This is a genomic window from Paracoccus fontiphilus (genome assembly GCF_017356265.1).
GTDB lineage: Bacteria > Pseudomonadota > Alphaproteobacteria > Rhodobacterales > Rhodobacteraceae > Paracoccus > Paracoccus fontiphilus.
In genome coordinates this window covers 1-25,624 of record NZ_JAFNAW010000018.1, presented here as the reverse complement: position 1 = coordinate 25,624, position 25,624 = coordinate 1, and the positions used below count along the sequence as shown (strand labels likewise).

Here is a 25,624-nt window from a genome sequence, read left to right as displayed (position 1 = left end):
TGCGCATCCCTTCAAGGAATTAGGTCATCAAATCACGACGCGATGAACGAGGCGTTAATGCCTAAACCTTGCACTCGATGATTGTATCGCCTAGGTCTCGGACGAAGAAAAGGGCTTTCGCGTGTTTACTGGCATCATCACCGACATCGGAACGGTTCTTTCGGTCGAAATGCGTGGCGACATGCGGGCCAGGATCGGCTGCAGCTATGACATGGCGACGGTCGACATGGGGGCCTCGATCGCCTGCGATGGCGTGTGCCTGACGGTCGTGGACAAGGGCGAGGGCTGGTTCACGGTGGATATCTCGGCCGAGACCCTGTCCAAGACCAATATCGGCGCGAACGGCTGGCAGGTCGGCAAGCACCTGAACCTGGAACGCGCGCTTCGGGTCGGCGACGAGCTGGGGGGCCATATCGTCAGCGGTCATGTCGATGGCGTGGCCCATGTCGTCGAGATGCATGACGAGGGCGACAGCCTGCGCCTGACCTTCGAGGCGCCGCAGGCCTTGGCGCGGTTCATCGCGCCCAAGGGCTCCGTGGCGCTGAACGGCACCTCTCTGACCGTGAACGAGGTCGAGGGCAACCGCTTCGGCATCAACCTGATCCCTCATACGCGGCAGGTGACGACCTGGGGCAAGGTCGCGGCGGGTGACGCGATCAACCTGGAAATCGACACGATGGCCCGCTACGTCGCCCGCCTGGTCGAGGCTTCGGCCCTTTCCGGGGGTTGACGCCCGGCGGCTTTCGTTCCATTGCAGCCGGTCTTTGGTGCGGGGCCCTGATCCATGAACGCGAACGACGACAAGGCGAAAGACAAGCGCGCTGAGCGGCGCGCCCTCAGCAGTGGCGCGCGGCTTTACGCGGTGCAGGCGCTGTACCAGATGGAGGCGGCGGGCCAGTCCGCCGATCGCGTCACGCGCGAGTTCGAGCTTCACCGCCTGGGGGCCGAGGATGAACACGGCCAGTATCTGCCCGCGGACGAGGCCCTGTTCACCCGCGTCGTGGACGCGGCGGTGAACTGGCAATCGCGAATCGACCAGGCGACGGATCGCGGGCTGGTGGCGAAATGGCCGATCGACCGCATCGACCCGGTGCTGCGCGCCCTGTTCCGCGCCGCCGGGGCAGAGCTTGTGACCCCCCAGACTCCGCCGAAGGTGGTCATCACCGAATACGTCCGCCTGGCCGAGGCCTTCTTCCCCGAGGGCCGCGAAGCGAAGTTCGTGAACGCCGTGCTTGACCATGTCGCCCGCGAACTGCGACCCGAAGCATTCTGACCTGCGATTTTTCCTGCATCTTTTCGCGTCAAAGCGTATACTGCGGGGATGTCTTTAGGTGGGGTGCACCCATGCCGCACATGGTTCGCGTCTATATCCGCAGCGTCTTCATCGGGGTGCTGCTTGCCTGTGGCTTCGTGGCCGCACTGCTGGCGCTTGATGTGGCGCATTTGCGCCATCTGATCCTTGGCAGCGATGTGGGCTGGCTGGCAGTGGTCCTGCTGGTCGCCTTCAACGCCATCGTGTTTGCCGGTGTTCAATTCGCGCTTGTCGTGATGGGGCAGGCCGAGTCGCCGCCGAGGGATGGGCGTGGAAAGCGTCTCTTCCGGCAGAGATCCGCGATCAAGGCGCCTGCAACCTTGCCCGCGCCTCGCCGCCATCGCTGACCACTGTCATGCTACCTGCACGCGAATGATTTGCCGGGCGTGTTTATTGTGCAACAGATGATGCCATCACGCCGCACTGCATAGCTGCTGTTTTTACAGGCAGTCACGGATTTGTTTCACTCTCGCATCAGGCAAAAACAGGCGTGAGGAAATCGTGAAGCCCAACCAAATCCAGCCCTGACAATTGCTTCCGCGAAGCGGCAAAAGGTTCCGAGAAACCTCATCAAACCTCTGTTTCGGCAAAAAATGGCGCAACGCGGGGTTTATCTCGATCCGTCCGGATTTTGCCGTTCGCCGTCCTTTTCCTTGGTGCTTTGAACCGCGGCAGAGCAAGATTACTTCTAATCCCGCAGAGATGCTCTGGCGACCTTCAGGCTCCAGAACAACGAAACTCAGCTCGTGAGGAAAAGATGAAAAAAGTTACGCTGCTGACCGGCACCGCCGCGCTGATGGCCGCCCTTTCCGCCCCGGCCTTTGCACAGACCGAGATCGCCACCGGTGCCGATGCGACGGGCATTTCCGAGATCAACGACCGGCTGATCGACGTCGAGGATGCCGTTCAGGACGACTTCGACCGCGACAACGACGACGCGCGCTTCGGCAACCCCGACCGCCGCGAAGGCCTGTTCGGTTCGGTGGCTTTGACCTATGCCGGCAGCACGGGCAACGATGAAAGCCAGGACTTTTCGCTGGCGGGCCGCGTGTCCAGCAACCAGGGACCCTGGCAGCAGTCGGTCGGGATGCTGATCGAATTCGGCGATGACGACCAGGGCAACAAGGACAAGGAAGAAGTGTCGACCATCTATGATGGCGCCTACTACTTCAACGACCGCTTCTATGCCTTCGTCCTGGGCCGCTTCAGCGTGGATGGTCTGGCCAATGGCGACCCCGACTATGACGGCCAGCCGATCGAGGAGATTGACGAGAAGCTGAGCGACTTTGCTCGCGACGGGTTCATCGGCGTCGGTCCGGGCTATCGCGTGATCAACACCGACACCACCGCATGGCGCGTCCAGGCCGGCATCGGCTACCGCTACACGCAGACGGGTGCGCAGAAGTCCGGCTTCGACTACGTCGATGAAGACGATGATGGCGTCCTGGAGCGTGTTGCCGTCGACGAATCGTCGGACAGCGGCATCGGCTATATCGTGTCGTCGCGCCTCTACCACCGCTTCAACGACATGGTCTTCATCACCAACGACACCGACTACCTGTCGTCGGAAGACTCGGCTGACGTGATCACCAACCAGTTCGGCGTCAACTTCCGGATGTCCGACCAGCTGGCGACCCGCATCAGCTACACCACCGAATACCAGGAAGACCGTCAAATCCGGACGGACAACACCTTGGGCGTGTCGGTCGTCTACGGCTTCTGATTTCCCTCCCTCTGATCGGAAGCAAACTGGAAAGGGCGGTCCGCAAGGCCGCCCTTTTCGCATGGAAAAAACCGCCGCTGCCGGGCAGGGCGGTTCAAGGGTGGCGGGAACCGCAGCAACCGCGGCAGCACGAGATTTCCCGAAAGCCTGGATTACCAGGTGGGCGCCGGATAACGAGACCAGGGTCACGCCAGAGCCAGCCCCCTCGGAAAAGTTATAGGCCAGTGGAAAAATGGCCGCACGCGAGAAGAGCAGAAGCCCGCCAAGGCTAGCAGATAGGGACGCAGGCGGCGCAGTTCAAGCGGGTTGAAGCGTGTTTCCATTTCGTTCTATAACTTCGGGATGAGCGGAACCACCTTGTCCCTTCCCGCGATGCCGGGTCAACGTCTTGCGCGCGGCGTCGCCCGGCTGCTGCGCAGCATGGATCATGCCGTGCTGACCGAATTCGTCCCCAGCCGAGGGCTGCGGGTCGATGTCATCAGCATGGGCCCCAAGGGAGAATTCTGGATCGTCGAGTGCAAGAGTTGCCGTGCGGATTTCATGGGCGACCGAAAATGGCAGGGCTATGTCGAATGGTGCGACCGCTACTTCTGGGCCGTCGACTGTGATTTTCCGACCGATCTTCTGCCCGACGACACCGGGCTGATCTGCGCCGATGCCTATGGCGCGGAAATCCAGCGGATGGCGCCGGAAACCCGGCTTGCGGGCGCGCGACGATCCAAGGTTATGCGGGATTTCGCGCGCGTGTCCGCTCTGCGGCTGCAGGGCCTAACCGACCCCGAGGCGTTCAGCGGCGCGGCTTTTTAGGCTTGTCGCCCTGGCCGATCTGGCGGGCGGCTTCGGCAGCGGCCAGCAGTTCCTCGGCGATCTCGGTCGCTTCGTCCGGGTCGAAGTCCAGGGGCAGGTCAATACCCTCGGCTTCAAGATAGATCCTGACCATGCCCTGGTCCGTCGGCCCGACCTGCAGGTTGGCCGCGATATTGCTCTGGCTGTTGATGCTCATGGCCATTGCCCCTTGCTGTGATCGCTTTCTGTATCGCGCGCGTATTTTCCCTGCAAGTCGGGCTTGCAACCGCCCTCAAGCGGCGTTAGAGAACGCATCCGTGCCGCCTTAGCTCAGTTGGTTAGAGCGCTAGATTGTGGATCTAGAGGTCCCCCGTTCGAGCCGGGGAGGCGGTACCATCCCCGGACACTGCCGTTCAAATAAACCGCCGGAACGCGGAACCTTGATGTTTTCGGGGGGTTTAAGCCCTGATGGTGACAATCACACCGGAGGACATCCAGATGGCTCAATCCAACAATCCCACCGCCGACAACCTGAAGAAAGACGCCGCGGCTGCTGGTCAGCAGGCGAAATCCGATCTGCGCGAGGGCGCCAGCAAGATCGGCAGTGACATCCGCGACACCGCCGACAAGATGGCGAACAATTCCGGCGCCGAAAGCCTCAAGGACCGTGGCGCCGAAATGGCGCAGAACGCGCGCGACACCGCACAGGACTATGTGGAGCGCGCGCGCGAGGTTGGCGGGGAATATGCGGGACGCGCCAAGGCCGAGGCCGAGCGGCTGTACCAGCAGGGCCAGCAGCGGGCGTCGGAACTGACCCATTATGCCGAAGACCGCTATGACGAGGTGTCCGAGATGGTTCGCCGCAATCCCGCCCAGGCGCTGGGAATCGCGGCAGGCGTCGGCTTTCTGGTCGGTCTGATTCTCGCACGTCGTTGAGGGCTAGCCATGTTCGACTATGCGCAGCGTCTTCAACTGGCTCTCAAGGATACGGCGCGCAGGTCGGCGATGAAGGCGGTGGCAGGGGTCGTCCTTGCCATCGCCTTCGGCTTTCTTGTGGCGGCGCTCTGGTCCTTCCTCGCGCATGACCTGGGCTGGGGACCGGCCCTTGCTTCGCTTGCCGTCGGTATCCTGTTCGTCGCCGTGGCGGTGATCCTGCTGGCCATGTCCAAGCGCGCCAAGCACGAGATGCCGACCAAGGAGGATCTTCGCAAGGAGGTCGAGGCCCGCGTTCATCTTGCCGCCGAGGCTGCCGCCGAAAAGGCCAGGACCGAGGCGGATCGCCTGATGGACATGGCGGGCAACAAGGTTGCTTCGCTCATGGATGATGCAAGCCATCGGGCAAACAAGCTGGCGGACGACACCGAACGCCGTGTCTATGGTGCAGCCAGAAATGCCGCCGAGGCGGTTGGCCTGACGGCGACCAACATCAACACCGTCAAGTCAAAGGTCCAGAACGCCAACGCGACGTTGTCGCGGGCCAACAGCACCAACGCCGCCAGCATGGCCAAGATCCTGGGCGCGTTCGCGGTGGGCATCACGCTGGCCGCGAAGTTGAGAGAGGGCCGGGACCCTGACCCCTACGAGGACGACATCCTGTGACTGGAACGGGCCGCGAGACGGCCCGTTTTCTTTTCCGGATGCAGGTGGCGTCAGGCGTTCGCCTCGCGGATCTTGTCGGCCGCCGCCTTGTCGTAGCCGATGCCCTTCTGGTCGAACATCTGGTCGAGTTCGCCGGACAGCGTCATCTCGGTGACGATATCGCAGCCGCCCACGAACTCTCCCTTGACGTAGAGCTGCGGGATCGTGGGCCAGTCCGAGAAATCCTTGATGCCCTGACGGACGTCGTCGTCAGCCAGCACGTTCACGTCACGATAGTCCACGCCCATGTAGTTCAGCACACCGGCGACGCGGCTTGAAAAACCGCACTGCGGCATTTCCTTGGTGCCCTTCATGAACAGCACGACATCGGCCTGATCGACCAATTCTTGAATTTTTTCAGTTACCTGGGTCATTTTCGTCATCCTGTTTCTGATGGTCTGTCCAAGGCAGCGCCTTAATCAGGAGCCTTGGTCGTCAGCGCCAAGGCATGCAGCTCGCCCGACTTTCCGGCCATTTTGTCCTGAAGGGCGGCATAGACCGCGCGCTGCTGCTGGACGCGGTTCTGGCCGCGAAAGCTTTCGTCGATCACCTCGGCCGCGTAGTGGTTACCGTCACCGGCCAGATCGGTAATCGTGATCTGCGCATGTGGGAAAGCGGTGCGGATAAGGGCTTCGATGTCGTGCGCTTCCATGGCCATGTGGCTGTCCTTCTGCCTTTATCAAGCAGATGTAGGGGAAGCATCACCAGCCCGCAAGACCAACAAAAACGGCCGCGCCCGAAGCGCGGCCGTCCAGGTTCCGGTCGGATCAGTTGGCAGTGGCTGCACCAACGGTCCCGCCCACCACCGCACCTGCGGGGCCGGCAATGACGGCGCCGCCAAGGCCGCCGGTTGCGGCGCGTTCGGTTGCATTGTCTCCGCAGGCAGCCAGTCCGAAAACCATGCAACCCAAAAGACTTGCGGTCAGTACTCGCATCGGATCATCCCCTATGAACGCCAAGTTTTACCTTCGTTCAGGAAAGCACGGAGGCGCTGAAAAGTTCCGGTGAGTCCGCACGCATCCGCCAGATGACCCTTGTGATTGCCGGCAATCATCGGTGTCACGTTGCCGGCATGAAAACGCGGGATTTCGACCGGGAACGTCCCGGCCACCATGGGGGTGGTACCGTCTTGGAACGAACCCGTGTCTCCTGCCTGAGGTGCAGGCCCATCGCTCGGCAAGACGGTAGCTTTGCGCGTGCTTTCGCGCAAGCAGGGCGGCGGCCGGACCGCCGCCCCGAAAGTCAGTCGGTGTGTTCGGGCAGGGCCTTGAGGTCCTCCTTGGTCCAGCGCGACACGCCGTGCACCACGCCGTCGCCGTCGCGCATCATGTCCAAGTCGGCCACCGGCACCAGAACCGGCTTGGAGCCGATTCCCAGGAAGCCGCCGACGTCGATCACCACCTGCGCGCTGCTGCCCGATCCGTGGACATGGGACACGGTGCCCACCGTATCGTCGCCCGGTCCATAGATCGTCGCGCCCGTCAGCACCGCGTCGGTCAGTTCGTCCGGCAAAAGCCGGGGATGTTCAGAATGGTCCATGCCATGTGCTCCGCTGGCGTTGCTCATGGGACGGAAACGCCCGTCCGGGGCAGGTGTTCCGTCCGATCAGTTCAGGTACTTTTCAGGATCGACGCTGTCGAAGCCTTGGCGCACCTCGAAATGCACGAAACCCCCGCGACCCGCCTTGCCGATGGATTGCCCGGCCGAGACGCTGTCGCCCTTGGACACGTCCAGGCCGTCAAGGCCCGTGTAGACCGTCATCAGGTTTCCGTCATGGCGGACCACGACGATGGGCGCGCCACTGGTATCCTTGGTGACCGCCGCGACGGTGCCCCTGCCCGCGGCCTTGACGGCGGTTCCCGCCGTGGCCGAGATGTCGATGCCGTCGTTCTTGCCTTTTTCGTAAAGGCGGATGATCGATCCCGACACCGGCATCTGGAACCGCCCCCCGGACGACGCTGCCGTGCGCGTGGCGCCAAGATCGGTCGCGGGCGCCTTGGGGCCCGGCGATGCTGCCGGTTCCGTGTTCTCGGCGGGCAGGGGCTGCGCGGCGGATGGAGGGCGCGGGGTGGGGCTGCCGCTGCCGGGCATGGTGGTGACGGCGGTCGGGTTGGGCGCCTTCTGCCCCGCGACCGGGATGACCAGGCGCTGTCCCACGCGCAGCGACATGCTGGTGGGCAAACCGTTCCAGACCGCCAGATCCTGCACGCCGACGTCGTATTTCCGTGCGATGGACCAGGCGGTTTCCCCCGCCGCCACGGTATGCTGGGCCGGGTTGGCCGCCGTTGCAGGCGCCGCTGCCGGGGCTGTCCCGCGTCCTTGGGCGGGCTGGCCCGCAAACGGATCCCTGACCGCGCCCGTCGCGACACCCGTCCCGCCAGTTGCACCGACACGCTGCGGCAGGACCAGGGTCTGGCCCGCCGCAAGAGGAGCGTTCGGGGGAAGGGCATTGTGCTGCGCCAGGCGGGACGCGTCGATGCCGAGGCGGCGGGCAACGGTTGTCACCGTGTCGCCATTCTGCGCCACGACAACCTGGTAGCCTGGAAAGGTGATGATCCCCCGGCTGTCCGGTTGCGGCCGGGGCGCGGCCCGGGCGGCGGCATCCGCCGTGTTCAGCGCGCCGGGCATCCAGCCACGCAGGTCGGGGTCGAAGCCCGTCGCGCCGCATGAGGCCAGAAGAAGCACCGCCGCTCCGGTTCCGGCGACCCGCCTGATAGTCCTGCTCATTCGTCCTGCCGTCCTTAGCCTGCCTTGCCGCGGATGCGGGTCACGTTTGCCCCAACCCTTCGACCAGCGGCACAAATCGCACCTGACGCAACTCATCATAGTCGAAGCCGGTCTCGGTCCGGGTGACACGGATCAGGGTCTGAACCGCATCGGACTGTCCCACCGGCACGACCATGATACCGCCGATCTTCAACTGTGCCAATAACGAGCCCGGCGGGTCCTCGGCCGCGGCGGTGACAAGAATGCGATCAAAGGGCGCCTGGTCGGGCAGCCCGCGCGATCCGTCGGCCACCTGGGCGGTGATGTTGTGCAGGCCAAGCTGGCGAAAGATCGCCTCGGCCTCGTGCACCAGGCGGCGGTGGCGGTCCACGGTATAGACGCGGCGGCACAGCCCCGACAGGATCGCCGCCTGGTAACCGGACCCGGTCCCGATCTCCAGCACGGTGTCGCGCGGGCCGGGGCTCAGCGATTGCGTCATCAGGCCCACGACCGACGGCTGGCTGATCGTCTGCCCGCAGGGGATCGGCAGCGGCGTATCCTCGTAGGCACGGTCGGCGAACTGGCCGCGCACGAAAAGGCCCCGGTCTATCCGCTCCATCACCGCCAGGACGCGCGGATCGGTCACGCCGCGCGACCGCAACTGGAACAGAAAGCGCATCTTGCGCTCGGCGGGGTCGTCCTCGTCGTCGTGATCGACCGTCATGGGGTCTCGGCGGCCTCCGTCTGGCGAGGGGTGTTGTCGTCGAAAAGTCCCGACATCTCGCGCAGCGAGGCATGGCAGGTCAGGTCCGCCCGCATCGGCGTGACCGAGATGAAGCCGTCCATGTTGACGGCGACATCGGTGCCGGGCCGGGCCGGGGCATTCTGCGCCCCGCCCGCCGCCCACATGAAGCGCCGGCCATTCGGCGCGGTATAGGGCACCACGCTGAAATTGGTTCCCTGGCGCCGTCCCTGCGGAACAACACGGGTGCCGCGCACGGCCGCTGCCGGAACCGGCGGGAAGTTGATGTTGTAGAACAGCCGGAAATCCGCGTCCGAGGTCCAGTCGCCATGATCCAGCAAACGGCGGATGACGGCGGCGCCATGATGGCGCGATCCCTCGAACGGATCGGCGAGGCTGGCAGTCCTCGGCCCCAGGTATTGCGACAGCGCGATGGCGGGCAGGCCCTGCAGCGCCGCCTCCATCGCGCCGCCGATGGTGCCCGAATACATCGCATTCTCGCCCGAGTTGTTGCCCCGGTTCACGCCGGATAGGACAAGGTCGGGCGGGTTGTCGGCCATGACGTCGCAGACGGCGGCAAGCACGCAGTCGGCCGGGCTTCCCTCGGTCGCGTAGCGGCGTTCGTCCAGGCGCGCGACCATGGTGGGGTGGGCATAGCTGATGCAATGGGCCACGCCCGACTGTTCGAAGGCCGGCGCCACCACCCACACCTCGCCCGCAGGACCGGCAAGGGTCGCGGCGATCTCCTCGAGCACCTGGAGGCCGGGGGCGTTTATGCCGTCGTCATTGGTGATCAAGATTCGCATTGTCCGGCCCGCATGTCTTGCGCCGCCAACAGCGCCTGTTCACGTCTTCGTTTCCTGCTTAGCCGGGTGACCTGCGCGCTTCAAGCGTCAGTCGGCCATGAAGCGGGGGAAAGCGGTTTGACCTGAATGCCCTACCGTTGCAGACTTGGCCCTGACGCAGGCGGCGCGCGGTTTCATGCAGATCTATCTTCCCATCGCCGAGGTATCGGTCAACGCCTTCACCCTGGTCGGCCTTGGCGGCCTGGTCGGCCTGATGAGCGGGCTTTTCGGCGTCGGCGGCGGCTTCCTGATCACGCCGCTGCTGTTCTTCATCGGCATCCCGCCTGCCATCGCCGTGGCGACCGGCGCCAACCAGGTGGTCGCCTCGTCGGTGTCGGGCGTCTTGGCCCACGTCAAGCGCAAGAGCGTCGATTTCAGGATGGGCGGCGTGCTGCTGGCCGGCGGCCTTGTCGGGTCGTGGCTGGGCGTCTGGGTGTTCACGCTGCTGCAGGCGGTGGGCCAGGTCGATCTGGTCGTTCAGCTTTGCTATGTGGTGTTTCTGGGCCTCATCGGGGCGATGATGCTGCAGGAAAGCATCCGCGCGCTGCGGCGTTCGTCCATGCCCGGCTATCGCAAGCGGCTGCACCAGCACAACTGGGTCCACCGCTGGCCCCTGAAGGTCAAGTTCCGCGCCTCGGGTCTCTACATCAGCGCCTTTCCCCCGCTGATGGTCGGGCTGGCGGTCGGCGTGCTGGCGGCGATCATGGGGGTCGGCGGCGGCTTCATCATGGTGCCCGCGATGATCTACCTGCTGGGTATGCCGACAAAGGTGGTGGTCGGCACCTCGCTGTTCCAGATCACCTTCGTGACCGCCTTCACGACGCTGATGCACGCCGTCAGCTACAACACCGTGGACATCATGCTGGCGGTGCTGCTGATCATCGGGGGCGTCGTCGGCGCGCAGTTCGGCACCACGCTGGGGGCGCGCCTGCGGGCCGAGCAGTTGCGGATCCTTCTGGCGCTGCTGGTGCTGGCGGTCTGCGGCAAGCTGGCGCTGGACCTGTTCCTGACGCCCGACGATCTTTACGCCATCCAGCCGGGGATCGGCTGATGCGGGCGCAGCTTGCCGGATTGCTGCTGCTGGCCCTGACCTGCACCGCCAGCGCCCAATCGACGGTGCCGCAGGGTGACGTCGATGCGCTGCCGGTCGAGGCCGCTCCGGCCGAGACGGTGGTGGCGGGCCTGTCCAGCGACTCGGTCGCGATCACGGCCAGCTTCGACGGCTCGGACATCCTGATTTATGGGGCCATCAAGCGGGAAACGCCCATCCCCGACGGGCCGCCCTTGCAGGTCATCGTCACGGTCGAGGCTCCGTCAAGCGGCGTCACTGTCTGGCGCAAGGAACGCAAGGCCGGGATCTGGATCAATTCGGAAGCCGTCAGGATCGGGGCCGCGCCCGGCTTCTATGCCGTCGCGACCTCGGCCGCACTGGGCGACATCCTGCTGCCGGAATGGGACAGCCGTTATCGCATATCACTGTCCCACGCGATGAGGGCCTTCGCGGGCCAGATCGCCGTGGAAAGCGCCGTCCCCTTTACCGAGGCGCTGATCCGCATCCGCGAGAACGAGGGATTGTATCGCCTGGACGAAGGCAGCGTTTCGCTGATCGACCAGACCCTGTTTCGCGCCGACGTCAGCCTGCCCGCCAACCTTGTCGAGGGCGCCTACAAGACACGCATATTCCTGCTGCGGCAGGGGCAGGTGATCGACGTCTTCGTGGCCCCCATCAACGTGCGGAAGGTGGGGCTTGAACGCTGGCTTTACCGACTCGCCTTTGACCAGCCCTTCCTATACGGGCTGATGTCGCTGGGCGTGGCGGTGTTCGCGGGATGGGGAGCCTCGGCGGCGTTCAGAAAGCTGCGGCGTCCCTAGAAAATTTCGAGCATTGCGTGGCCAAGTTGTTCAAGAAACAGTTCATTCCGTATTGGCTTGCCGCCTTGTCGATCCTGATCGCCGCGGTGATCCTGCTGGTGGCTGGTCGGGTGCCGATCTGCGAATGCGGCACCGTCAAGCTGTGGCACGGCCAGACGGTCAGTTCCGAGAACTCGCAGCATCTGTCGGACTGGTATACGCCCTCGCACCTGCTGCACGGGATCATCTTCTATGCCGTGCTGTGGCTGGTGGCGCGCCGGCTGTCCTTTGGATGGCGCCTGCTGATCGCCACCCTGGTCGAGGCTGCGTGGGAGATCGTCGAAAACTCCGATGCGGTTATCGAACGCTATCGCGCGGTGACGATCGCCCTGGACTATTACGGCGACAGTGTTGTCAATTCGGTTGCCGACATTCTGGCGATGGTGGCGGGGTTCTACCTGGCACGGTGGTTGCCGGTGTGGTTGTCCGTCGCCATCGTGGTCGGGTTCGAGGTCCTGACGATCTGGCTGATCCGCGACGGTCTGGCGCTGAACGTGCTGATGCTGCTGTGGCCGGTCGAAGGCGTGCGTGACTGGCAGGCGGGCGCATAGACACCCGCCTGGGGGATCACCCGGCGATCAGTTCGGCCTGGCGCACGATGACCTCGGCCTGCTTGATCGAGGCGATATCGACCAGCCGGCCCTTGTAGACCGTCGCACCCGACCCCTCGGCCTTGGCCTTGTCCATGGCGGCAAGGATCTCCTTCGCCTCGGTCACGGCGGCGTCGCTTGGCGAAAAGACCTCGTTCGCCAAGGCAATCTGGCTGGGGTGGATGGCCCATTTCCCGACCATGCCCAATGTCGCGGACCGGCGGGCCTGGGCGACAAAGCCATCGGGGTCGCTGAAGTCGCCGAAGGGACCATCGACCGGCAGCAGGCCATGGGTCCGACAGGCGGCGACAATCGCGGTCTGCGCCCAATGCCAGGGATCGGGCCAGTATTTCTGACCTTCGCGGATCATGTAGTAGTTTTCCTGGGTCCCGCCGATCCCGGTTGTCGCCATGCCCATGGACGCGGCGAAATCGGCGGCGCCAAGGCTGATCGCCTGCATCCGGGGGGACGAGGCCGCGATCTCCTCGACATGGCAGATGCCCGCCGCGCTTTCGATGATGACCTCGAAAGCGATGCGCTTGCTGCGACCCTTGGCCCGCTCGATGGCCGTCACCAGCGCGTCCACGGCATAGATGTCGCTGGCGTTCCCGGCCTTGGGGATCATGATCTGGTCCAGACGCTCGCCAGCCTGTTCCAGCAGGTCCACGACGTCGCGATACCAGAACGGCGTGTCCAGCCCGTTGATGCGCACCGACAGCGTCTTGTCGCCCCAGTCGATGTCGCCAATGGCCTGGATGATGTTGGCCCGCGCCCGGTCTTTGTCGTCAGGCGCGACCGAATCCTCCAGATCCAGATTGATCACGTCAGCGGCGGATTTGGCCATCTTCTCGAACAGGCTTTCCCGCGATCCGGGGCCGAAAAGTTGGCAGCGGTTCAGGCGGGCAGGCGGCAGGGGCTGGGCGCGAAAGCTCATGCAGGGATCCGTTCCGAAAAGAAAGGTGACGCTTGCAGCAATAATATTTCGCAGCCGCGACATCAAGGGCTGCGGCGCGGCATCGACCTTCGTCTTGACGATGGCGCTCTTTGGGCGCAGGACCACGCCACGACGCGGGAACCACGGGGGAAACATGACGCGCACGGTTTATGTCAATGGCGATTACCTGCCCGAGGATCAGGCCACGGTCTCGATCTTCGACCGGGGCTTCCTGATGGCCGACGGAGTTTACGAGGTCGTCAGCGTCCTGGACGGCAAGCTTCTGGATTTCGAAGGCCATCTGGTGCGGCTGAACCGGTCGCTGGCCGAACTGGCGATGGACAACCCGCTTGGCAAGGATGAGTATCTGGCGGCGTTCCGTGCGCTGGTGGAAAAGAACGCGATCACCGATGGGCTGGTCTATCTGCAGGTCACGCGCGGCAATCCGGGCGACCGCGATTTCACCTATCCGGCGACGGGCACCCGTCCGACCGTGGTGATGTTTACGCAGTCGAAGCCGGGCCTGGCCGATGCGCCTGCGGCAAGAACGGGCTGGAAGGTCATCAGCATCGAGGACCAGCGGTGGGCACGCCGCGACATCAAGACGGTGCAGCTTCTCTATCCGTCCATGGCCAAGATGGAGGCCAAGGCGCGCGGCGTCGATGACGCCTGGATGGTCGAGGACGGGATGGTGACCGAAGGCACCAGCAACAACGCCTATATCGTCAGGAACGGCACCATCGTCACCCGCGCCCTGTCGAACGACATCCTGCACGGCATCACCCGCGCCGCCGTGCTGCGCTTTGCCGCCGAGGCGCAGATGCAGGTGGAGGAACGAAGCTTCACCATCGACGAAGCGCAAGCGGCGGACGAGGCCTTCATCACCTCGGCCTCGGCCTTCGTGATGCCGGTGGTGGAAATCGACGGCGCGGCGGTTGGAACGGGGCAGGTCGGACCCGTGGCGACCCGGCTGCGCGAGATCTATCTGGAAGAAAGCCGCAAGGCGGCGATCTGAGGCGGCGGCCTGACCCGACCGGGTCAGGCCAAGCCTTCCGACCCGCGGACCAGTCGCGCGCGGCCGCGATCCTGCATGAGCCGGGCGGCGTTCGGACCCGGCGCGGGCAAGGCCAGCACGGTATCGCGCAGGACGCTGATCGCCTCCTCTCCCCTGGGCAGGGTCCCGGGGTCGATGGGGGCGCCGATGGTGATGCGGTAGGGCTGGCTTCGCTTGTTCAGGACCTCGTTGAACAGCGTCACGTCGCGCAGCGTCGGGTGCAGTGCATCCAGCAGGTAGAACAGCGCCGAGTTGCGGGCGCGGATGTTCATGGGGATGATCGGCACGCCGAACTTGCGCGCGATCATCGCCGCGCTTGCCATCCAGGGACGTTCGTGCAGGGCCAGCCCGTGACGCTTGGCCAGACGGCCAGACGGGAAGATCAGCCCGATCCGCCCGGCAGCCAGCGCCTCGCGCGTGTAGTCCATCGTGGCCTTTGTCTTGGCATGGCTGCGCTTTTCCAGGCGCCATTCGACACCCGCGATCAAGTCGGCCGTTTGCGGCAGGACGCGGATCATGTCGTGGTTGGCATAGATGAACAGATCGTCGCGCAATTGCGACATCAGCGCGTGGACGACAATGCCGTCCGCGATCCCCGTCGGGTGGTTCGCGACGATCAGCGCGGGGCCGGTGGCGGGAATATGCTCCATCCCCTCGACCCGGACATCGCGGACGATCAGGTCGGTCATGCGCCGCATGATCTCGACCGTAGGGGCGTCGCGGAACTCGGCACCCAGGCGGATGGTGGTGGGATAGCGCAGCAGGCCCATCATCGCCCACTTCACCAGCCGGTGATGCGGCTTGCCGGAATAAAGCCAGGGCGCCCGCTCGGCGATCAGCGGGTCCAGACGGGCCTGCATCTCGGCCTTGGCATCGGCGTGTCGGTCAGTCATTCCGGCCTTTCTGCCCCGGCACCGGAGCAACCGCAAGCGGCATCATCGACCTGCGGCGATCATCCGCGACACCATCTCGCGGGTGTTCTTGCTCAAACCTTCGGCAGCGGCGATTTGTTCCAAGGCGGCCAAGGCCTTGGCGCGGCGTCCGCCATCATAGCGTGTCCAGGTCTCGAAGGCGGTGGACATCCGCGCGGCGATCTGCGGGTTCACCGGGTCCATGCGCAAAAGCCAGTCGGCGGTGAAGTCATAGCCCGACCCGTCGGCAGCATGAAATCCCGCGTGGTTGCCGGACAGTCCGCCAAGCAAAGCGCGGAAGCGGTTGGGGTTCTTCCACTCGAAATCCTTGCGCTGCGACAGCGCACGGGCAATCGCGGCAGCCTGGGCAGGGGGCGCGGCCATCGCCTGGATCGCGAACCACTTGTCCATGACCAGCCGGTTGCCGGCGAACTGATCGTGCAGGGCCGCAAGCTCTGCCTGGCCCTTTCCGCGCCGCAGCAGGGCGGTCAGGGCGGCCAACCGTTCGGTCATGTTGCCGGCGATGCCGAACAGGATCTCGGCGCGCTCGCCGCCGTCGATGCGGGTCAGAAGCGCCAGCGCGGCATTGCGCAGCGACCGGCGGGCAGCGTCGGCGGCGTCGGGTCGGTAGGGGCCCGCCACGGCCATGTCGTCGTAAATGCGCGACAGCAGGTCCAGATGCGCCTCGGCAATCTGGCGGGCCAGGGATTCGCGGGCGACATGGATCGCGTCGGGATCTGGGGTGATGCCTTCGGCCGACAGGCGGGTTGCGATCTCCTCCTCTCCCGGCAGGTTCAGGCACAGGGCGCGGAAGGCGGGATCGGCCCCGTCGTCGGCGATCAGCCGGCCAATGGCTTCGACATAGTCGCTGCCGACCGCCTGTCCCTGCGCGGCCCCGATCAGCGCGGCAAGGGCCAGGTCGCGGCCTGCTTCCCATCGCGCGAACGGGTCGGTGTCATGGGCCAGCAGGAAGGCGCGGGTGGCATCATCCTGCCGGCGCGACAGCATCACCGGGGCAGAAAAGCCGCGCAGGGCCGAGACGACCGGACGAGAGCCCAGCCCCTGGAACACGAATCTCTGGCTGGCCTCGGTCATCTCCAGCACCTGCGTCGGCGCGACCTCGTCGCCGTTCGGGCCGATCAGCCCGACGGCGATCGGAATGACACGCGGCAGCTTCTCCGGCTGGCCGGGGGTGGGCGGGGTGTCCTGCGTGAAGGCCAGGGTCAGCGTGCCGCCCGCCTCGCCCGGCTGCCAATCCTCGGCCATGGTCAGGCGCGGGGTGCCGGCGTCGGTGTACCAGCGCTTGAACTGGCTCAGGTCGCGGCCCGTCGCATCCTCGAACACCGTCAACCAGTCCTCGATGGTGGCGGCATCGCCGTCGTGGCGGTCGAAATACAGGTCCAGCGCGCGACGATAGCCGTCGTCGCCCACAAGGCGCTTGAGCATCCCGATGACCTCGGCGCCCTTTTCGTAGACGGTCGCGGTGTAGAAGTTGTTGATCTCCTCGTAACGATCAGGCCGCGGGGGGTGGGCCAGCGGTCCCTGATCCTCGCGGAACTGGCGGCTTCTCAGGGCCTGCACGTCCTCGATCCGCTTGACGGCGGCGGACCGCATGTCGGACGTGAACTGCTGGTCGCGAAAGACCGTCAGCCCTTCCTTGAGGCAAAGCTGGAACCAGTCGCGGCAGGTGATCCGGTTGCCGGTCCAGTTGTGGAAATATTCATGGGCGATCACCGCCTCGATCCGTTCATAGTCGGTATCGGTCGCAGTTTCGGGGCTGGCAAGGACCAGTTTCGAGTTGAAGATGTTCAACCCCTTGTTTTCCATTGCCCCCATGTTGAAGTCATCGACCGCGACGATGTTGAAGACGTCCAGGTCGTATTCGCGGCCATAGACATCCTCGTCCCATTTCATCGACTTGATCAGAGATTCCATGGCGAAACCGGCCCGGTCCCCGTCGCCCGGCCGCACCCAGACGTTCAGCGCGACCCTGCGCCCCGACCGCGTGGTGAAGCTGTCGCTGACCGCCACCAGATCGCCCGCGACAAGCGCGAACAGGTAGGACGGCTTGGGCCAGGGGTCGTGCCATTCCGCGCGACCCTGCGACTGGCCGACCGGATTGCCGTTCGACAGAAGCACGGGCAGGTCGCTGTCGATGGTGACGTGGAAGGTCGCCATCACGTCCGGGCGGTCGGGATAGAAGGTGATGTGGCGGAACCCCTCCGCCTCGCATTGGGTGCAGAACATCCCATTCGAGATGTAAAGCCCCTCGAAGGCGGTGTTGGCCGAGGGGTCGATCCGGACCTCGGTCTCCAGCAGGAAGGGGTGCGGGGGCAGGGCGGCGGCGGCGATCGTCAGCGTCTCGCCCTCGCGCAGGACATGGGCGGGGTCAAGCGCTTCTCCGTCGACGGCCAGCGACAGAAGCTCGACCGCCTTGCCGCCATCCAGGACCAGGTCCTCGGCGCGGTCCGGATCGCGCGGGGCAAGGGACAGGGCGGCGCGCACCCGCGTCGCCTGCGGCTGCAGGTCGAAATGCATCCGCGTCGCCGACAGGACAAAGGGATAAGGCCGATAGTCGGCAAGATCGTGCGTATTCTGCCCGTGGGTCTGGGTCATCGCATCCTCGCATGAAGAAAGCTGCTCCGCCCGGCGGAACCGTATCAGGACCAATGTGTTAGTCGCATGAAGGCCGGGTCGCAAGTCGGCTGGTTCAACCTACGCATACCCTTGGCCGCGATGGCCGGGCTTGCCAGGCAGACCGGGAGAACGCGCGACACTCAACCGGTTTCCCAACCTAGCACTTGGAGGCCAGCAATGACCCACGACCCGAACGATCCGAACCGTCCCCGCACGGTCGATCCGGTGACCCCGAAGGAAGCCTATGTCGAACCTGTCGAGCGTCGGTCCTCGCCCCTGCCGCTGATCATCGGCGTCCTTCTGGCACTTGCCCTGGCATATTTCGTGCTGCAGCGCTTTACCGGCGATGACACCGTGGCGGTCGACGGCGACACGACCACCGTGACGACCACGACCGAAGCCCCGGATACGGGCGCGGCAAGCGATGCCGCCGCCGATGCGGAAGCCGCAGCAGCCGATGCCGAGGCCGCTGCCGACAGCGCCGCCGAAGCGACCGAGAACGCAGCCGATGACGCCGCGGCCGCCACGGAAGGCGCCGCCGAGGATGCCGCGGCAGCCGCCGAAAACGCGGCTGAGAACGCAGCCTCCGCCGCCGACAACGCCGCCGACGCCGCCGGCACCGCTGCCCAGGACGCAGCCAATGCCGCAAGCGAAGCGGCTGACAGCGCGGCGGACGCCGCAGCGCAGTCGGCCAGCGACGCGGGCGAGGCGATCGATGACGCTGTCACGGTCGACGAGGCACCGGCCACCACGACGCCCGCGCCGGCCACCCCGGCACCGGCTACTCCGGCGCCTGCCAACTGATCTAAAGCGATACGGATTGACGCTCGGGGCTCTCGGCCCCGGGCGTTATTTTTTTGTGCGCCACACCCCCTGGACATTTGTCCTGAACGGCCTACGCGCGGACTTGTGAACAAATCTTTCGCGATGCTATCTGTGCCCCAACCGAAACGGAACGAGCGGGGGACAACAGGGCCATGAAGATTGGCGCGTTGAAGGAAAGTTTCGAGGGTGAGGCTCGGGTCGCGATCACGCCATCCTCTGCCGGGCATCTGATGAAGCTGGGCCACGAGGTCTTTGTGGAAAGCGGTGCGGGCGCGCGGGCCGGGTTCTCGGACGACAGCTATCGCGCGGCAGGGGTGACGGTGCTGCCGTCCGCGGCCGACCTGATCGGCTCGGTCGACGTGGTGGCCAAGGTGCGCCAGCCCGCCGAGGGCGAGATCCGGCAGATGAACGCGGGGCAGACGCTGATCTCGTTCTTCTATCCCGGGCAGAACGCCGAGATGCTGGCCCTTGCCAAGGAGCAGGGCATCACCGCCATCGCCATGGACATGGTGCCCCGGATCAGCCGCGCGCAGAAGATGGACGCCTTGTCGTCGATGGCGAACATCGCGGGCTACCGCGCTGTTATCGAAGCGGCAAACAACTTCGGCCGCTTCTTCACCGGCCAGGTGACGGCGGCGGGCAAGGTGCCCCCGGCCAAGGTCCTGGTGGTGGGCGCGGGCGTGGCGGGCCTTGCCGCCATCGGCACGGCGGTGTCGCTTGGCGCGCAGGTCTATGCCTTCGACGTGCGCCCCGAGGTGGCCGAGCAGATCGAAAGCATGGGCGCCGAGTTCGTGTTCCTGGACTTCGCCGAGCAGGCGCAGGACGGCGCCGCCACCGGCGGCTATGCCGCGCCCTCGTCGCCCGAGTTCCGCGAAAAGCAGCTTGCCAAGTTCCGTGAGCTTGCGCCGCAGATGGACGTGGTGATCACCACCGCGCTGATCCCCGGCCGCGACGCGCCCAAGCTCTGGACCCGCGACATGGTCGAGGCGATGAAGCCCGGCAGCGTGATCGTGGACCTTGCGGCCGAACGCGGCGGCAACTGCGAGCTGACCATTCCCGACGAGCGCCATGTCACCGAGAACGGCGTGACGATCATCGGCTATACCGATTTTCCTTCGCGCATGGGCGCGCAAGCCTCGGAGCTTTACGGCAACAACGTCCGCCACTTCATGGCCGATCTGACGCCCAGGAAGGATGGCGTCATCCTGCACAACATGGAGGACGACGTGATCCGGGGCGCGACCGTGACGCGCGACCATGACGTCACCTGGCCGCCGCCGCCGCCGAAGATCGCGGCCATCGCCGCGCAGAAGCCCAAGGAAAAGCCCAGGGCCCTGACGGTCGAGGAACGCCGCGCGGCCGAGGTCGCCGCCTTCAAGGCCGAGACCAAGTCGCAGGTCACGCTGCTGGGCGTCGGCGCCATCGTCCTGCTGATCATCGGGGCCATCGCGCCCGCCAGCTTCATGGCGCATTTCATCGTCTTCGTGCTGGCCTGCTTCATCGGCTTCCGGGTGATCTGGAACGTTGCCCATTCGCTGCACACGCCGCTGATGGCGATCACCAACGCGATCAGCTCGATCATCATCCTGGGCGCGCTGATGCAGATCGGGTCGGGGTCGTGGTGGGTGGTCCTGCTGGGCGCCTTGGCCGTCCTGATGGCGGGCGTCAACATCTTCGGGGGCTTCATGGTCACGCGCCGGATGCTCGCCATGTTCCAGAAGTCGTAAGGGGACAGCCATGGAATACGGATTCACCACCGCGGCCTATGTGGTCGCAGCCGTGCTGTTCATCCTGTCGCTGGGCGGCCTGTCGGGACAGGAAAGCGCCAAGCGCGCGATCTGGTACGGCATCGTCGGCATGGCGCTTGCCGTGCTGGCCACGCTGTTCGGGCCGGGCGCGGGCAACTGGCTGTTGTCGCTGGTCATGATCGCCATCGGCGGCGCCGTCGGCTGGGTCGTCGCCAAGCGCGTCCAGATGACCGAGATGCCGCAGCTTGTCGCCGCCATGCACTCGCTGGTGGGCCTTGCGGCGGTCTTCGTGGGCTTCAACGCCCAGATCGAGCTGGCCCGCGTGCTGCGCGCCAAGGCCGAGGAGGGCGTGGACCTCTTTTACGGCTTTGCCGCCGTGCTGGCCCACAAGACACCGGCCGAGATCGCGATGCTGAAGATCGAGGTGTTCCTTGGCATCTTCATCGGCGCCGTGACGTTCACCGGCTCGGTCGTGGCCTTCGGCAAGCTGGCGGGCCGGGTGGACGGCAAGCCCAGGAAGCTGCCGGGCGGGCACATGCTGAACGCGGGCGCGCTGGCGCTGTCGGTGCTGCTGGGCATCCTCTACTGCGCGGGCGTCGGTCCGGCAATCTTCTGGCTGATCCTGATCACGCTCCTGGCGTTCTTCATCGGCTATCACCTGATCATGGGCATCGGCGGGGCCGACATGCCGGTCGTGGTGTCGATGCTGAACAGCTATTCCGGCTGGGCGGCGGCGGCCATCGGCTTCACGCTGGGCAACGACCTCTTGATCGTGGTGGGCGCGCTGGTGGGCTCCTCGGGTGCGATCCTGTCCTACATCATGTGCAAGGCGATGAACCGCAACTTCGTCAGCGTGATCCTGGGCGGCTTCGGCGGCGAGGCGGGACCGGCGGCCGAGATCACCGGCGAACAGATCGCCATCGACGCCGAGGGCGTGGCCGCCGCGCTGAACGACGCCGACAGCGTCATCATCGTGCCGGGCTACGGCATGGCGGTGGCGCAGGCGCAGGGCGCGGTCAGCGAACTGACCCGCAAGCTGCGCGCGGCGGGCAAGACGGTGCGCTTTGCCATCCATCCGGTCGCGGGGCGTCTGCCGGGCCACATGAATGTGCTTCTGGCCGAGGCGAAGGTGCCCTACGACATCGTGCTGGAGATGGACGAGATCAACGAGGACTTCCCCTCGACCGACGTGGTGATCGTCATCGGCTCGAACGACATCGTGAACCCGGCCGCCCAGGACGATCCGAACAGCCCGATCGCCGGGATGCCGGTGCTGGAGGTCTGGAAGGCCAAGCAGGTCTTCGTCAGCAAGCGCGGGCAGGGCACCGGCTACTCCGGGATCGAGAACCCGCTGTTCTTCAAGGAGAACACCCGCATGTTCTATGGCGACGCCAAGGACAGCCTCAACAAGCTGCTGCCGATGATCGAGTGAAACGGCGGGGGCGGGCGACCGCCCCCGTCCGTCGCGGGCACTGAAGGAGAATGGCGTGGGGCCGGAAATCGAACATCCGCTGCGATATGACCTGGTCAATGAACTGCACGCCCGGCCGTCGCCCCGCCTGTCTGCCCCCGCGACATGCGTCTTCGTGGCCTTCAAGGAACCGCGCGACGCGGCCAATCGGGACCGTGGCCGTGATCTGGCACACCTGACGGCACTGACCGGCAGGCATGGCGGGCCGCGCCCCGATCCCCATGAAAGCCATTATCAGGGATGGTTGGGGCGGCATGACCTGAAATGGGAAAGCCATACCGAATTCGTGACCTATATGGCGCTGACTCCGGGCCTGCCGATCCGGCCCTTCGATCCAAGCGCCGCCGCCATCTTCTCGAAGGAATGGCAGCAGGCCGCGCCCGGCAAGCGCGTGGCGGCGGTCCTGGTGCAGATCGACACCTTGCCCGACGATCCCAACGAAGCCTTGGACCGCATTACCACCTGGTTTGCGCGGGACAGCCTGACCGCCGTCTGGGTGCTGGAGGAAGCGGCCATGATCGCCGGCGACTTCAGGATCGATGCCGATGGGTGGATGCGCTTCGCGCTGTTCGTTCGACCAGGTGTGGGCGAGGGTAGGGTAGGGCGGATCGTTCACCGGCTGGTCGAGCTTGAAACCTATCGTGCCATGTCCATGCTGGGTCTTGGCCGAGCGCGCAGTCTCAGCAACCGCCTGAACGAGCTTGAGCCCCGGCTGTCGGCCATCGTGGATGGAATGACGGATGAAACCCGCCCGGCCGAGGCGGTGCTGCATGAACTGCTTGCGGTATCAGCGGAACTGGAAGCCCAGGCGGTCCAGCATTCCTTCCGTTTCGGCGCGACAAAGGCGTACGAGGCCATTGTCATGGATCGGATCACGGCGCTGCGGGAAACCCGTTTCTCTGGTCGGCAGATGCTGACCGAGTTCATGCGCCGCCGTTACCGCCCCGCCATGCGGACAGCCGCCTCGGCCGAGACGCGCCTGAACGCGATGCTGGAACGCGCGGCGCGCGCGGGCGAGTTGCTGCGCACCCGGGTTGACGTCGAGCGATCCGCGCAGAACCAGTTGCTGCTTGCGCGCATGGACCGCCGGGCAGATCTGCAACTGCGGCTGCAGCACACGGTCGAGGGGCTGTCGGTCGTGGCAATCAGCTATTACGCCGTGGGGCTGTTGTCCTATGCGCTGTATCCCGTCGCCGCCAAGCTGGGCGTGGACAAGGCCTATCTGATCGCGGGCTTGACCCCGCTGGCGGTCCTGATCGTCTGGTGGGCAATGCGGCAGGTCCGCCGCAGCCTGCACAAGCATGGTCCAAGCGATGATTTGTAGCTTGCCCGTTGCGGAGAAATGTCTCTAAGACGATGAAAACCACAACTGTCGGACCTATCGTGAAACTGTTTCTTGCCCTTGCCGCCCTTGCGACCCTGACTGCCTGCGGCGTGCCGCTGGTGCCCTTCGTCTAATGCCCGGGCAGTTGACGTTATACGGCCTTGCACATTGCTCGACCTGCCAGAAGGCGCAGGCGGGGCTGGAAGCTCATGGCTGGTCGGTGTCCTTCCGCGATGTGCAGAAGCAGCCCCTGACGGATGATGAACGCGCAGCCTTGGTTGCGGATTTCGGTGACAAGATCGTCAATCGCGCCAGCCTGACATGGCGCGCGATGTCGGAGGACGAACGCGCGGCCGATCCCGTCGCGATGATGGCGGCCAGGCCCAGCGTCATGAAGCGCCCGGTCATCGTCGCGGGCGATCAGCGCCTGCTGGGGTGGACTGCCAATGTTAAGCGGGCCCTGGGCGTTCCCGCCTAATCCCGGCTGCCCGCCAGAGACCGCATCAGTGGCACGATGCCTGACAGGTCGTAACCGGCATCGGCTGCCGTGCTCAGCAGTTCGTCCTCGGATTGCCTGCCCGACTGGCTCAGCGCCCACAGGACGGTCGAACGGTTGCCCGAGCGGCAATAGGCGACGGCGGGCCGTTCCCCTTCAAGGGCCGCGGCAAAGCCCTGGATCAGGTCGGGCGTGATATGGCCAGGAGTGAAGGGCAGGTAGTGGTAGGACATTCCCGCATCGGCCGCAGCCTGCGCCATGGCCTCGTGGTCAACGGCCCCGATTTCGTCGTCGGGGCGGTTGTTGATAAGCGTCTTGAACCCCGACTGGGCCAGCAGCGGCACGTCTTCGGTGGAAATCTGCGGTGAAACCGCAAGATTCGGCGTAAGCTGGCGCAGGTCCATGACAACCCCTTCCTTGGCAAGAGCCTCGATTGGGACCATGTCGGCGGGAATGTCAAGCGCCTGCAGGAAGCGGGGCAGGGGTTGCATCCAGCCCGTTCCTGCATCGGCTTACTTGCCTGGCTTGGTCACGCTGCCGTCTGCATCTCGACCAAGGCGGGCAACCGCGCAAAGTCGTCGAACGGCGCGAGATGAGGCAATTCGCCGACAGGGGTCTGCCGGTATCCCTCGGTGTAGATCAGGAACGGCATCGGAACCGCGGCAGCGCAGGCCGCGTCGAACTCGCTGTCGCCAACATACAAGGCCCGGGGTTGCCGGGGATCGGCACCAAGGCCTTGCAGGGCCGCGCGCAGAGGGGCTGGATGGGGCTTGCGTTCAGGGACGGAGTCGCCGCCGATGACACAGCCGAACAGGTCGAGTATGCCGAAATGGGCCAGTATCGCCCGGGTCACCGCCAGCGGCTTGTTGGTGCAGATACCCAGCGGATGGCCACGATCGGCAAGCGTCTGAAGCGCATCCTCCACGCCGGGGAACAGGTGGGTCAGCTGGGTGGCATCCTGGTAGCAGGTCATGAAGGCCGCGATGTAATCGGGCTTCTTCGCGTCCTCCAGCTCACGGGCCGCGATGATCTTCTGCCACAGGACATCCACGCCGCCGCCAATGAAGCTGCGCACCTGGTCCAAGGTCAGCAGGGGCGTTCCATGCTGGCCCAGCACCGCATTCACGCAACCATGAATGTCCGGAGCACTGTTTATCAGCGTCCCGTCAAGGTCGAAGACCACCGGACAGGGGGCAAGGCAGACGTTCATGCAGTTTTCCACTTTATCGAGCATCCCATTGAGGGGGTTTGTCTTTCAGGTCCCTTGCCTGTTTCGGCAATCAGAAGCATGGCTTCCAGCAGTTCGGGTCGTGCATCGACCGGAGCGGCCATGCGTGTCGAAGCGTCGAAGCGGCCGCGATACTGCAACTCTCCACTGGCATTGTAGCCAAAGAAGTCGGGCGTGCACTCCGCGCCATAGGCTCGTGCCACACACTGCGTATCGTCATACAGGTAAGGAAAAGTGAAGCCGTGCTTCTGGGCGAAGATCCTCATCTGCTCGGGACCATCCTGCGGATACTCCTGAACGTCGTTGGCTGATATTGCCGCCACTCCAATCCCGGCAGCCTGCATCTGGGTTGCATCGCGGACGATCCGGTCGATGATCGACTGGACGTATGGACAATGGTTGCAGATAAACATGACAAGCGTGCCACGCGCGCCGGCGACATCGGCAAGGCCGTGCTTGCGACCATCCGTGCCTTGCAAAGCAAACTCGTGCCAAGGTGCGCCAAAGTCGCAGACAGGTGGTGAGACAGCCATGGGTCCTCCATCTTTGGCGCGATCAGATTGCAAAAGTTCTAGAGCAGGAACAAGCCGGGCAATAGTCGTAAGCTGGATTTTATGCACCATAATACGGATTACTAGTCTTGCATATTGTAGGCGGGCACATTCCATTCTGGAATGCATCACTCGATAGTTTCCTGAAGCTATTCAGGAGGATGTGATGAGGCGCCCTTTCACCAACCTGAC

The 25,624-nt window shown here is 64.9% G+C and carries 30 protein-coding genes and 1 tRNA gene; 18 read left to right on the top strand and 13 right to left on the bottom strand.

Annotated features, from left to right (window positions below):
* Positions 1–121 precede the first annotated feature (121 nt).
* The 5 genes from J0F76_RS08630 to J0F76_RS08610 all read left to right on the top strand — a co-directional run bounded on the left by J0F76_RS08630 (position 122) and on the right by J0F76_RS08610 (position 3,842).
* Complete coding sequence (locus J0F76_RS08630) at positions 122–730, top strand: riboflavin synthase (protein WP_207468012.1); 609 nt, start codon at positions 122–124, stop codon at positions 728–730.
* 54 nt (positions 731–784) lie between these two features.
* Positions 785–1,273: a transcription antitermination factor NusB gene (gene nusB, locus J0F76_RS08625; protein ID WP_207468010.1), complete on the top strand. Its 489-nt coding sequence runs from the start codon at positions 785–787 to the stop codon at positions 1,271–1,273.
* Between the two features lie 71 nt (positions 1,274–1,344).
* Positions 1,345–1,659, top strand: coding sequence for a hypothetical protein (locus tag J0F76_RS08620; protein ID WP_207468008.1), 315 nt, complete (start codon positions 1,345–1,347; stop codon positions 1,657–1,659).
* Between the two features lie 410 nt (positions 1,660–2,069).
* Positions 2,070–3,035 carry a DUF481 domain-containing protein gene (locus J0F76_RS08615; RefSeq protein WP_207468006.1) on the top strand — a complete coding sequence of 322 codons (966 nt, stop codon included), beginning with the start codon at positions 2,070–2,072 and terminating at the stop codon, positions 3,033–3,035.
* Positions 3,036–3,377: 342 nt separating this feature from the next.
* Entirely contained in the window at positions 3,378–3,842 is a 465-nt protein-coding gene (locus J0F76_RS08610) for an MmcB family DNA repair protein (protein ID WP_207468004.1), read from the top strand.
* Here the strand turns inward: J0F76_RS08610 and J0F76_RS08605 are convergent.
* The gene (locus J0F76_RS08605; RefSeq protein WP_207467994.1) at positions 3,823–4,038 is read right to left on the bottom strand and encodes a DUF6324 family protein; all 216 of its coding nucleotides are present in this window, start codon (positions 4,036–4,038) and stop codon (positions 3,823–3,825) included. The two genes, J0F76_RS08610 and J0F76_RS08605, sit on opposite strands and share 20 nt — an antisense overlap.
* 102 nt (positions 4,039–4,140) lie before the next feature.
* Here J0F76_RS08605 and J0F76_RS08600 point away from each other — a divergent pair.
* From J0F76_RS08600 to J0F76_RS08590, 3 genes are all read left to right on the top strand, one after another.
* Positions 4,141–4,217, top strand: a tRNA-His gene (locus J0F76_RS08600).
* 102 nt (positions 4,218–4,319) lie between these two features.
* On the top strand, positions 4,320–4,757 hold the full coding sequence (locus J0F76_RS08595; RefSeq protein ID WP_207467992.1) for an ElaB/YgaM/YqjD family protein: 438 nt from the start codon (positions 4,320–4,322) through the stop codon (positions 4,755–4,757).
* A gap of 9 nt (positions 4,758–4,766) precedes the next feature.
* Positions 4,767–5,420 carry a phage holin family protein gene (locus J0F76_RS08590; RefSeq protein ID WP_207467990.1) on the top strand — a complete coding sequence of 218 codons (654 nt, stop codon included), beginning with the start codon at positions 4,767–4,769 and terminating at the stop codon, positions 5,418–5,420.
* A gap of 50 nt (positions 5,421–5,470) precedes the next feature.
* Here the strand turns inward: J0F76_RS08590 and grxD are convergent, their stop codons facing one another.
* Positions 5,471–5,833 carry a Grx4 family monothiol glutaredoxin gene (gene grxD / locus J0F76_RS08585; protein WP_207467987.1) on the bottom strand — a complete coding sequence of 121 codons (363 nt, stop codon included), beginning with the start codon at positions 5,831–5,833 and terminating at the stop codon, positions 5,471–5,473.
* 41 nt (positions 5,834–5,874) lie between these two features.
* Positions 5,875–6,117 (bottom strand): BolA/IbaG family iron-sulfur metabolism protein, encoded by a 243-nt coding sequence (locus tag J0F76_RS08580; protein ID WP_207467978.1) that lies wholly within the window; start codon positions 6,115–6,117, stop codon positions 5,875–5,877.
* On the opposite strand from J0F76_RS08580, the gene J0F76_RS08575 reads away from it, so the two are divergent.
* On the top strand, positions 6,110–6,454 hold the full coding sequence (locus tag J0F76_RS08575; protein ID WP_207467973.1) for a hypothetical protein: 345 nt from the start codon (positions 6,110–6,112) through the stop codon (positions 6,452–6,454). The two genes, J0F76_RS08580 and J0F76_RS08575, sit on opposite strands and share 8 nt — an antisense overlap.
* Before the next feature lie 247 nt (positions 6,455–6,701).
* Here J0F76_RS08575 and J0F76_RS08570 read toward each other — a convergent pair whose 3' ends face one another.
* The 4 genes from J0F76_RS08570 to surE form a co-directional block, all read right to left on the bottom strand.
* Complete coding sequence (locus J0F76_RS08570; protein ID WP_207467971.1) at positions 6,702–6,998, bottom strand: PRC-barrel domain-containing protein; 297 nt, start codon at positions 6,996–6,998, stop codon at positions 6,702–6,704.
* Positions 6,999–7,064: 66 nt separating this feature from the next.
* A complete protein-coding gene (locus tag J0F76_RS08565) occupies positions 7,065–8,186 on the bottom strand; it encodes a LysM peptidoglycan-binding domain-containing protein (protein ID WP_207467961.1) in 1,122 nt (373 codons plus the stop codon).
* A 40-nt stretch (positions 8,187–8,226) separates the two neighbouring features.
* Positions 8,227–8,889, bottom strand: a complete 663-nt coding sequence (locus J0F76_RS08560; RefSeq protein ID WP_207467952.1) for a protein-L-isoaspartate(D-aspartate) O-methyltransferase — start codon at positions 8,887–8,889, stop codon at positions 8,227–8,229.
* Positions 8,886–9,713 (bottom strand): 5'/3'-nucleotidase SurE, encoded by an 828-nt coding sequence (surE, locus tag J0F76_RS08555; RefSeq protein WP_207467950.1) that lies wholly within the window; start codon positions 9,711–9,713, stop codon positions 8,886–8,888. Before surE ends, J0F76_RS08560 begins: the two co-directional genes overlap by 4 nt.
* A 175-nt stretch (positions 9,714–9,888) precedes the next feature.
* Here surE and J0F76_RS08550 point away from each other — a divergent pair, with 175 nt between their 5' ends.
* The 3 genes from J0F76_RS08550 to J0F76_RS08540 are packed head-to-tail and all read left to right on the top strand — an operon-like array spanning position 9,889 to position 12,214.
* Positions 9,889–10,803: a sulfite exporter TauE/SafE family protein gene (locus tag J0F76_RS08550; RefSeq protein WP_207467949.1), complete on the top strand. Its 915-nt coding sequence runs from the start codon at positions 9,889–9,891 to the stop codon at positions 10,801–10,803.
* Entirely contained in the window at positions 10,803–11,624 is an 822-nt protein-coding gene (locus tag J0F76_RS08545) for a TIGR02186 family protein (RefSeq protein ID WP_207467947.1), read from the top strand. The genes J0F76_RS08550 and J0F76_RS08545 overlap by 1 nt, the downstream gene beginning before the upstream one ends.
* 26 nt (positions 11,625–11,650) lie before the next feature.
* On the top strand, positions 11,651–12,214 hold the full coding sequence (locus J0F76_RS08540; RefSeq protein ID WP_242690089.1) for a DUF2585 domain-containing protein: 564 nt from the start codon (positions 11,651–11,653) through the stop codon (positions 12,212–12,214).
* 16 nt (positions 12,215–12,230) lie between these two features.
* On the opposite strand, the gene J0F76_RS08535 is transcribed toward J0F76_RS08540, so the two are convergent.
* Positions 12,231–13,187: an L-malyl-CoA/beta-methylmalyl-CoA lyase gene (locus tag J0F76_RS08535; RefSeq protein ID WP_207467943.1), complete on the bottom strand. Its 957-nt coding sequence runs from the start codon at positions 13,185–13,187 to the stop codon at positions 12,231–12,233.
* Positions 13,188–13,341: 154 nt separating this feature from the next.
* On the opposite strand from J0F76_RS08535, the gene J0F76_RS08530 reads away from it, so the two are divergent.
* Positions 13,342–14,202: a D-amino-acid transaminase gene (locus tag J0F76_RS08530; RefSeq protein ID WP_207467935.1), complete on the top strand. Its 861-nt coding sequence runs from the start codon at positions 13,342–13,344 to the stop codon at positions 14,200–14,202.
* Between the two features lie 23 nt (positions 14,203–14,225).
* Here J0F76_RS08530 and J0F76_RS08525 read toward each other — a convergent pair whose 3' ends face one another.
* A complete protein-coding gene (locus tag J0F76_RS08525) occupies positions 14,226–15,134 on the bottom strand; it encodes a 1-acyl-sn-glycerol-3-phosphate acyltransferase (RefSeq protein ID WP_242690088.1) in 909 nt (302 codons plus the stop codon).
* A 42-nt stretch (positions 15,135–15,176) separates the two neighbouring features.
* Positions 15,177–17,768, bottom strand: coding sequence for an aminopeptidase N (gene pepN, locus J0F76_RS08520; RefSeq protein ID WP_207467928.1), 2,592 nt, complete (start codon positions 17,766–17,768; stop codon positions 15,177–15,179).
* Positions 17,769–17,966: 198 nt separating this feature from the next.
* Here pepN and J0F76_RS08515 point away from each other — a divergent pair, with 198 nt between their 5' ends.
* From J0F76_RS08515 to J0F76_RS08495, 5 genes are all read left to right on the top strand, one after another.
* Positions 17,967–18,593: a hypothetical protein gene (locus J0F76_RS08515; protein WP_207467921.1), complete on the top strand. Its 627-nt coding sequence runs from the start codon at positions 17,967–17,969 to the stop codon at positions 18,591–18,593.
* Between the two features lie 173 nt (positions 18,594–18,766).
* Entirely contained in the window at positions 18,767–20,341 is a 1,575-nt protein-coding gene (locus tag J0F76_RS08510) for a Re/Si-specific NAD(P)(+) transhydrogenase subunit alpha (protein ID WP_207467919.1), read from the top strand.
* A gap of 10 nt (positions 20,342–20,351) precedes the next feature.
* On the top strand, positions 20,352–21,794 hold the full coding sequence (locus J0F76_RS08505) for an NAD(P)(+) transhydrogenase (Re/Si-specific) subunit beta (RefSeq protein WP_207467910.1): 1,443 nt from the start codon (positions 20,352–20,354) through the stop codon (positions 21,792–21,794).
* Between the two features lie 55 nt (positions 21,795–21,849).
* Positions 21,850–23,157 carry a DUF3422 family protein gene (locus tag J0F76_RS08500; RefSeq protein ID WP_207467908.1) on the top strand — a complete coding sequence of 436 codons (1,308 nt, stop codon included), beginning with the start codon at positions 21,850–21,852 and terminating at the stop codon, positions 23,155–23,157.
* 145 nt (positions 23,158–23,302) lie between these two features.
* On the top strand, positions 23,303–23,635 hold the full coding sequence (locus J0F76_RS08495) for an arsenate reductase family protein (RefSeq protein WP_242690087.1): 333 nt from the start codon (positions 23,303–23,305) through the stop codon (positions 23,633–23,635).
* On the opposite strand, the gene J0F76_RS08490 is transcribed toward J0F76_RS08495, so the two are convergent.
* Genes J0F76_RS08490 through J0F76_RS08480 form a run of 3 tightly spaced genes read right to left on the bottom strand, consistent with a single transcriptional unit; the run spans position 23,632 to position 25,414 of the window.
* Entirely contained in the window at positions 23,632–24,144 is a 513-nt protein-coding gene (locus J0F76_RS08490; RefSeq protein ID WP_242690086.1) for a protein tyrosine phosphatase family protein, read from the bottom strand. The two genes, J0F76_RS08495 and J0F76_RS08490, sit on opposite strands and share 4 nt — an antisense overlap.
* A 38-nt stretch (positions 24,145–24,182) precedes the next feature.
* A complete protein-coding gene (gph, locus tag J0F76_RS08485) occupies positions 24,183–24,887 on the bottom strand; it encodes a phosphoglycolate phosphatase (RefSeq protein ID WP_242690085.1) in 705 nt (234 codons plus the stop codon).
* Positions 24,860–25,414: a thioredoxin family protein gene (locus J0F76_RS08480; RefSeq protein WP_207468080.1), complete on the bottom strand. Its 555-nt coding sequence runs from the start codon at positions 25,412–25,414 to the stop codon at positions 24,860–24,862. Before J0F76_RS08480 ends, gph begins: the two co-directional genes overlap by 28 nt.
* Positions 25,415–25,624 lie beyond the last annotated feature (210 nt).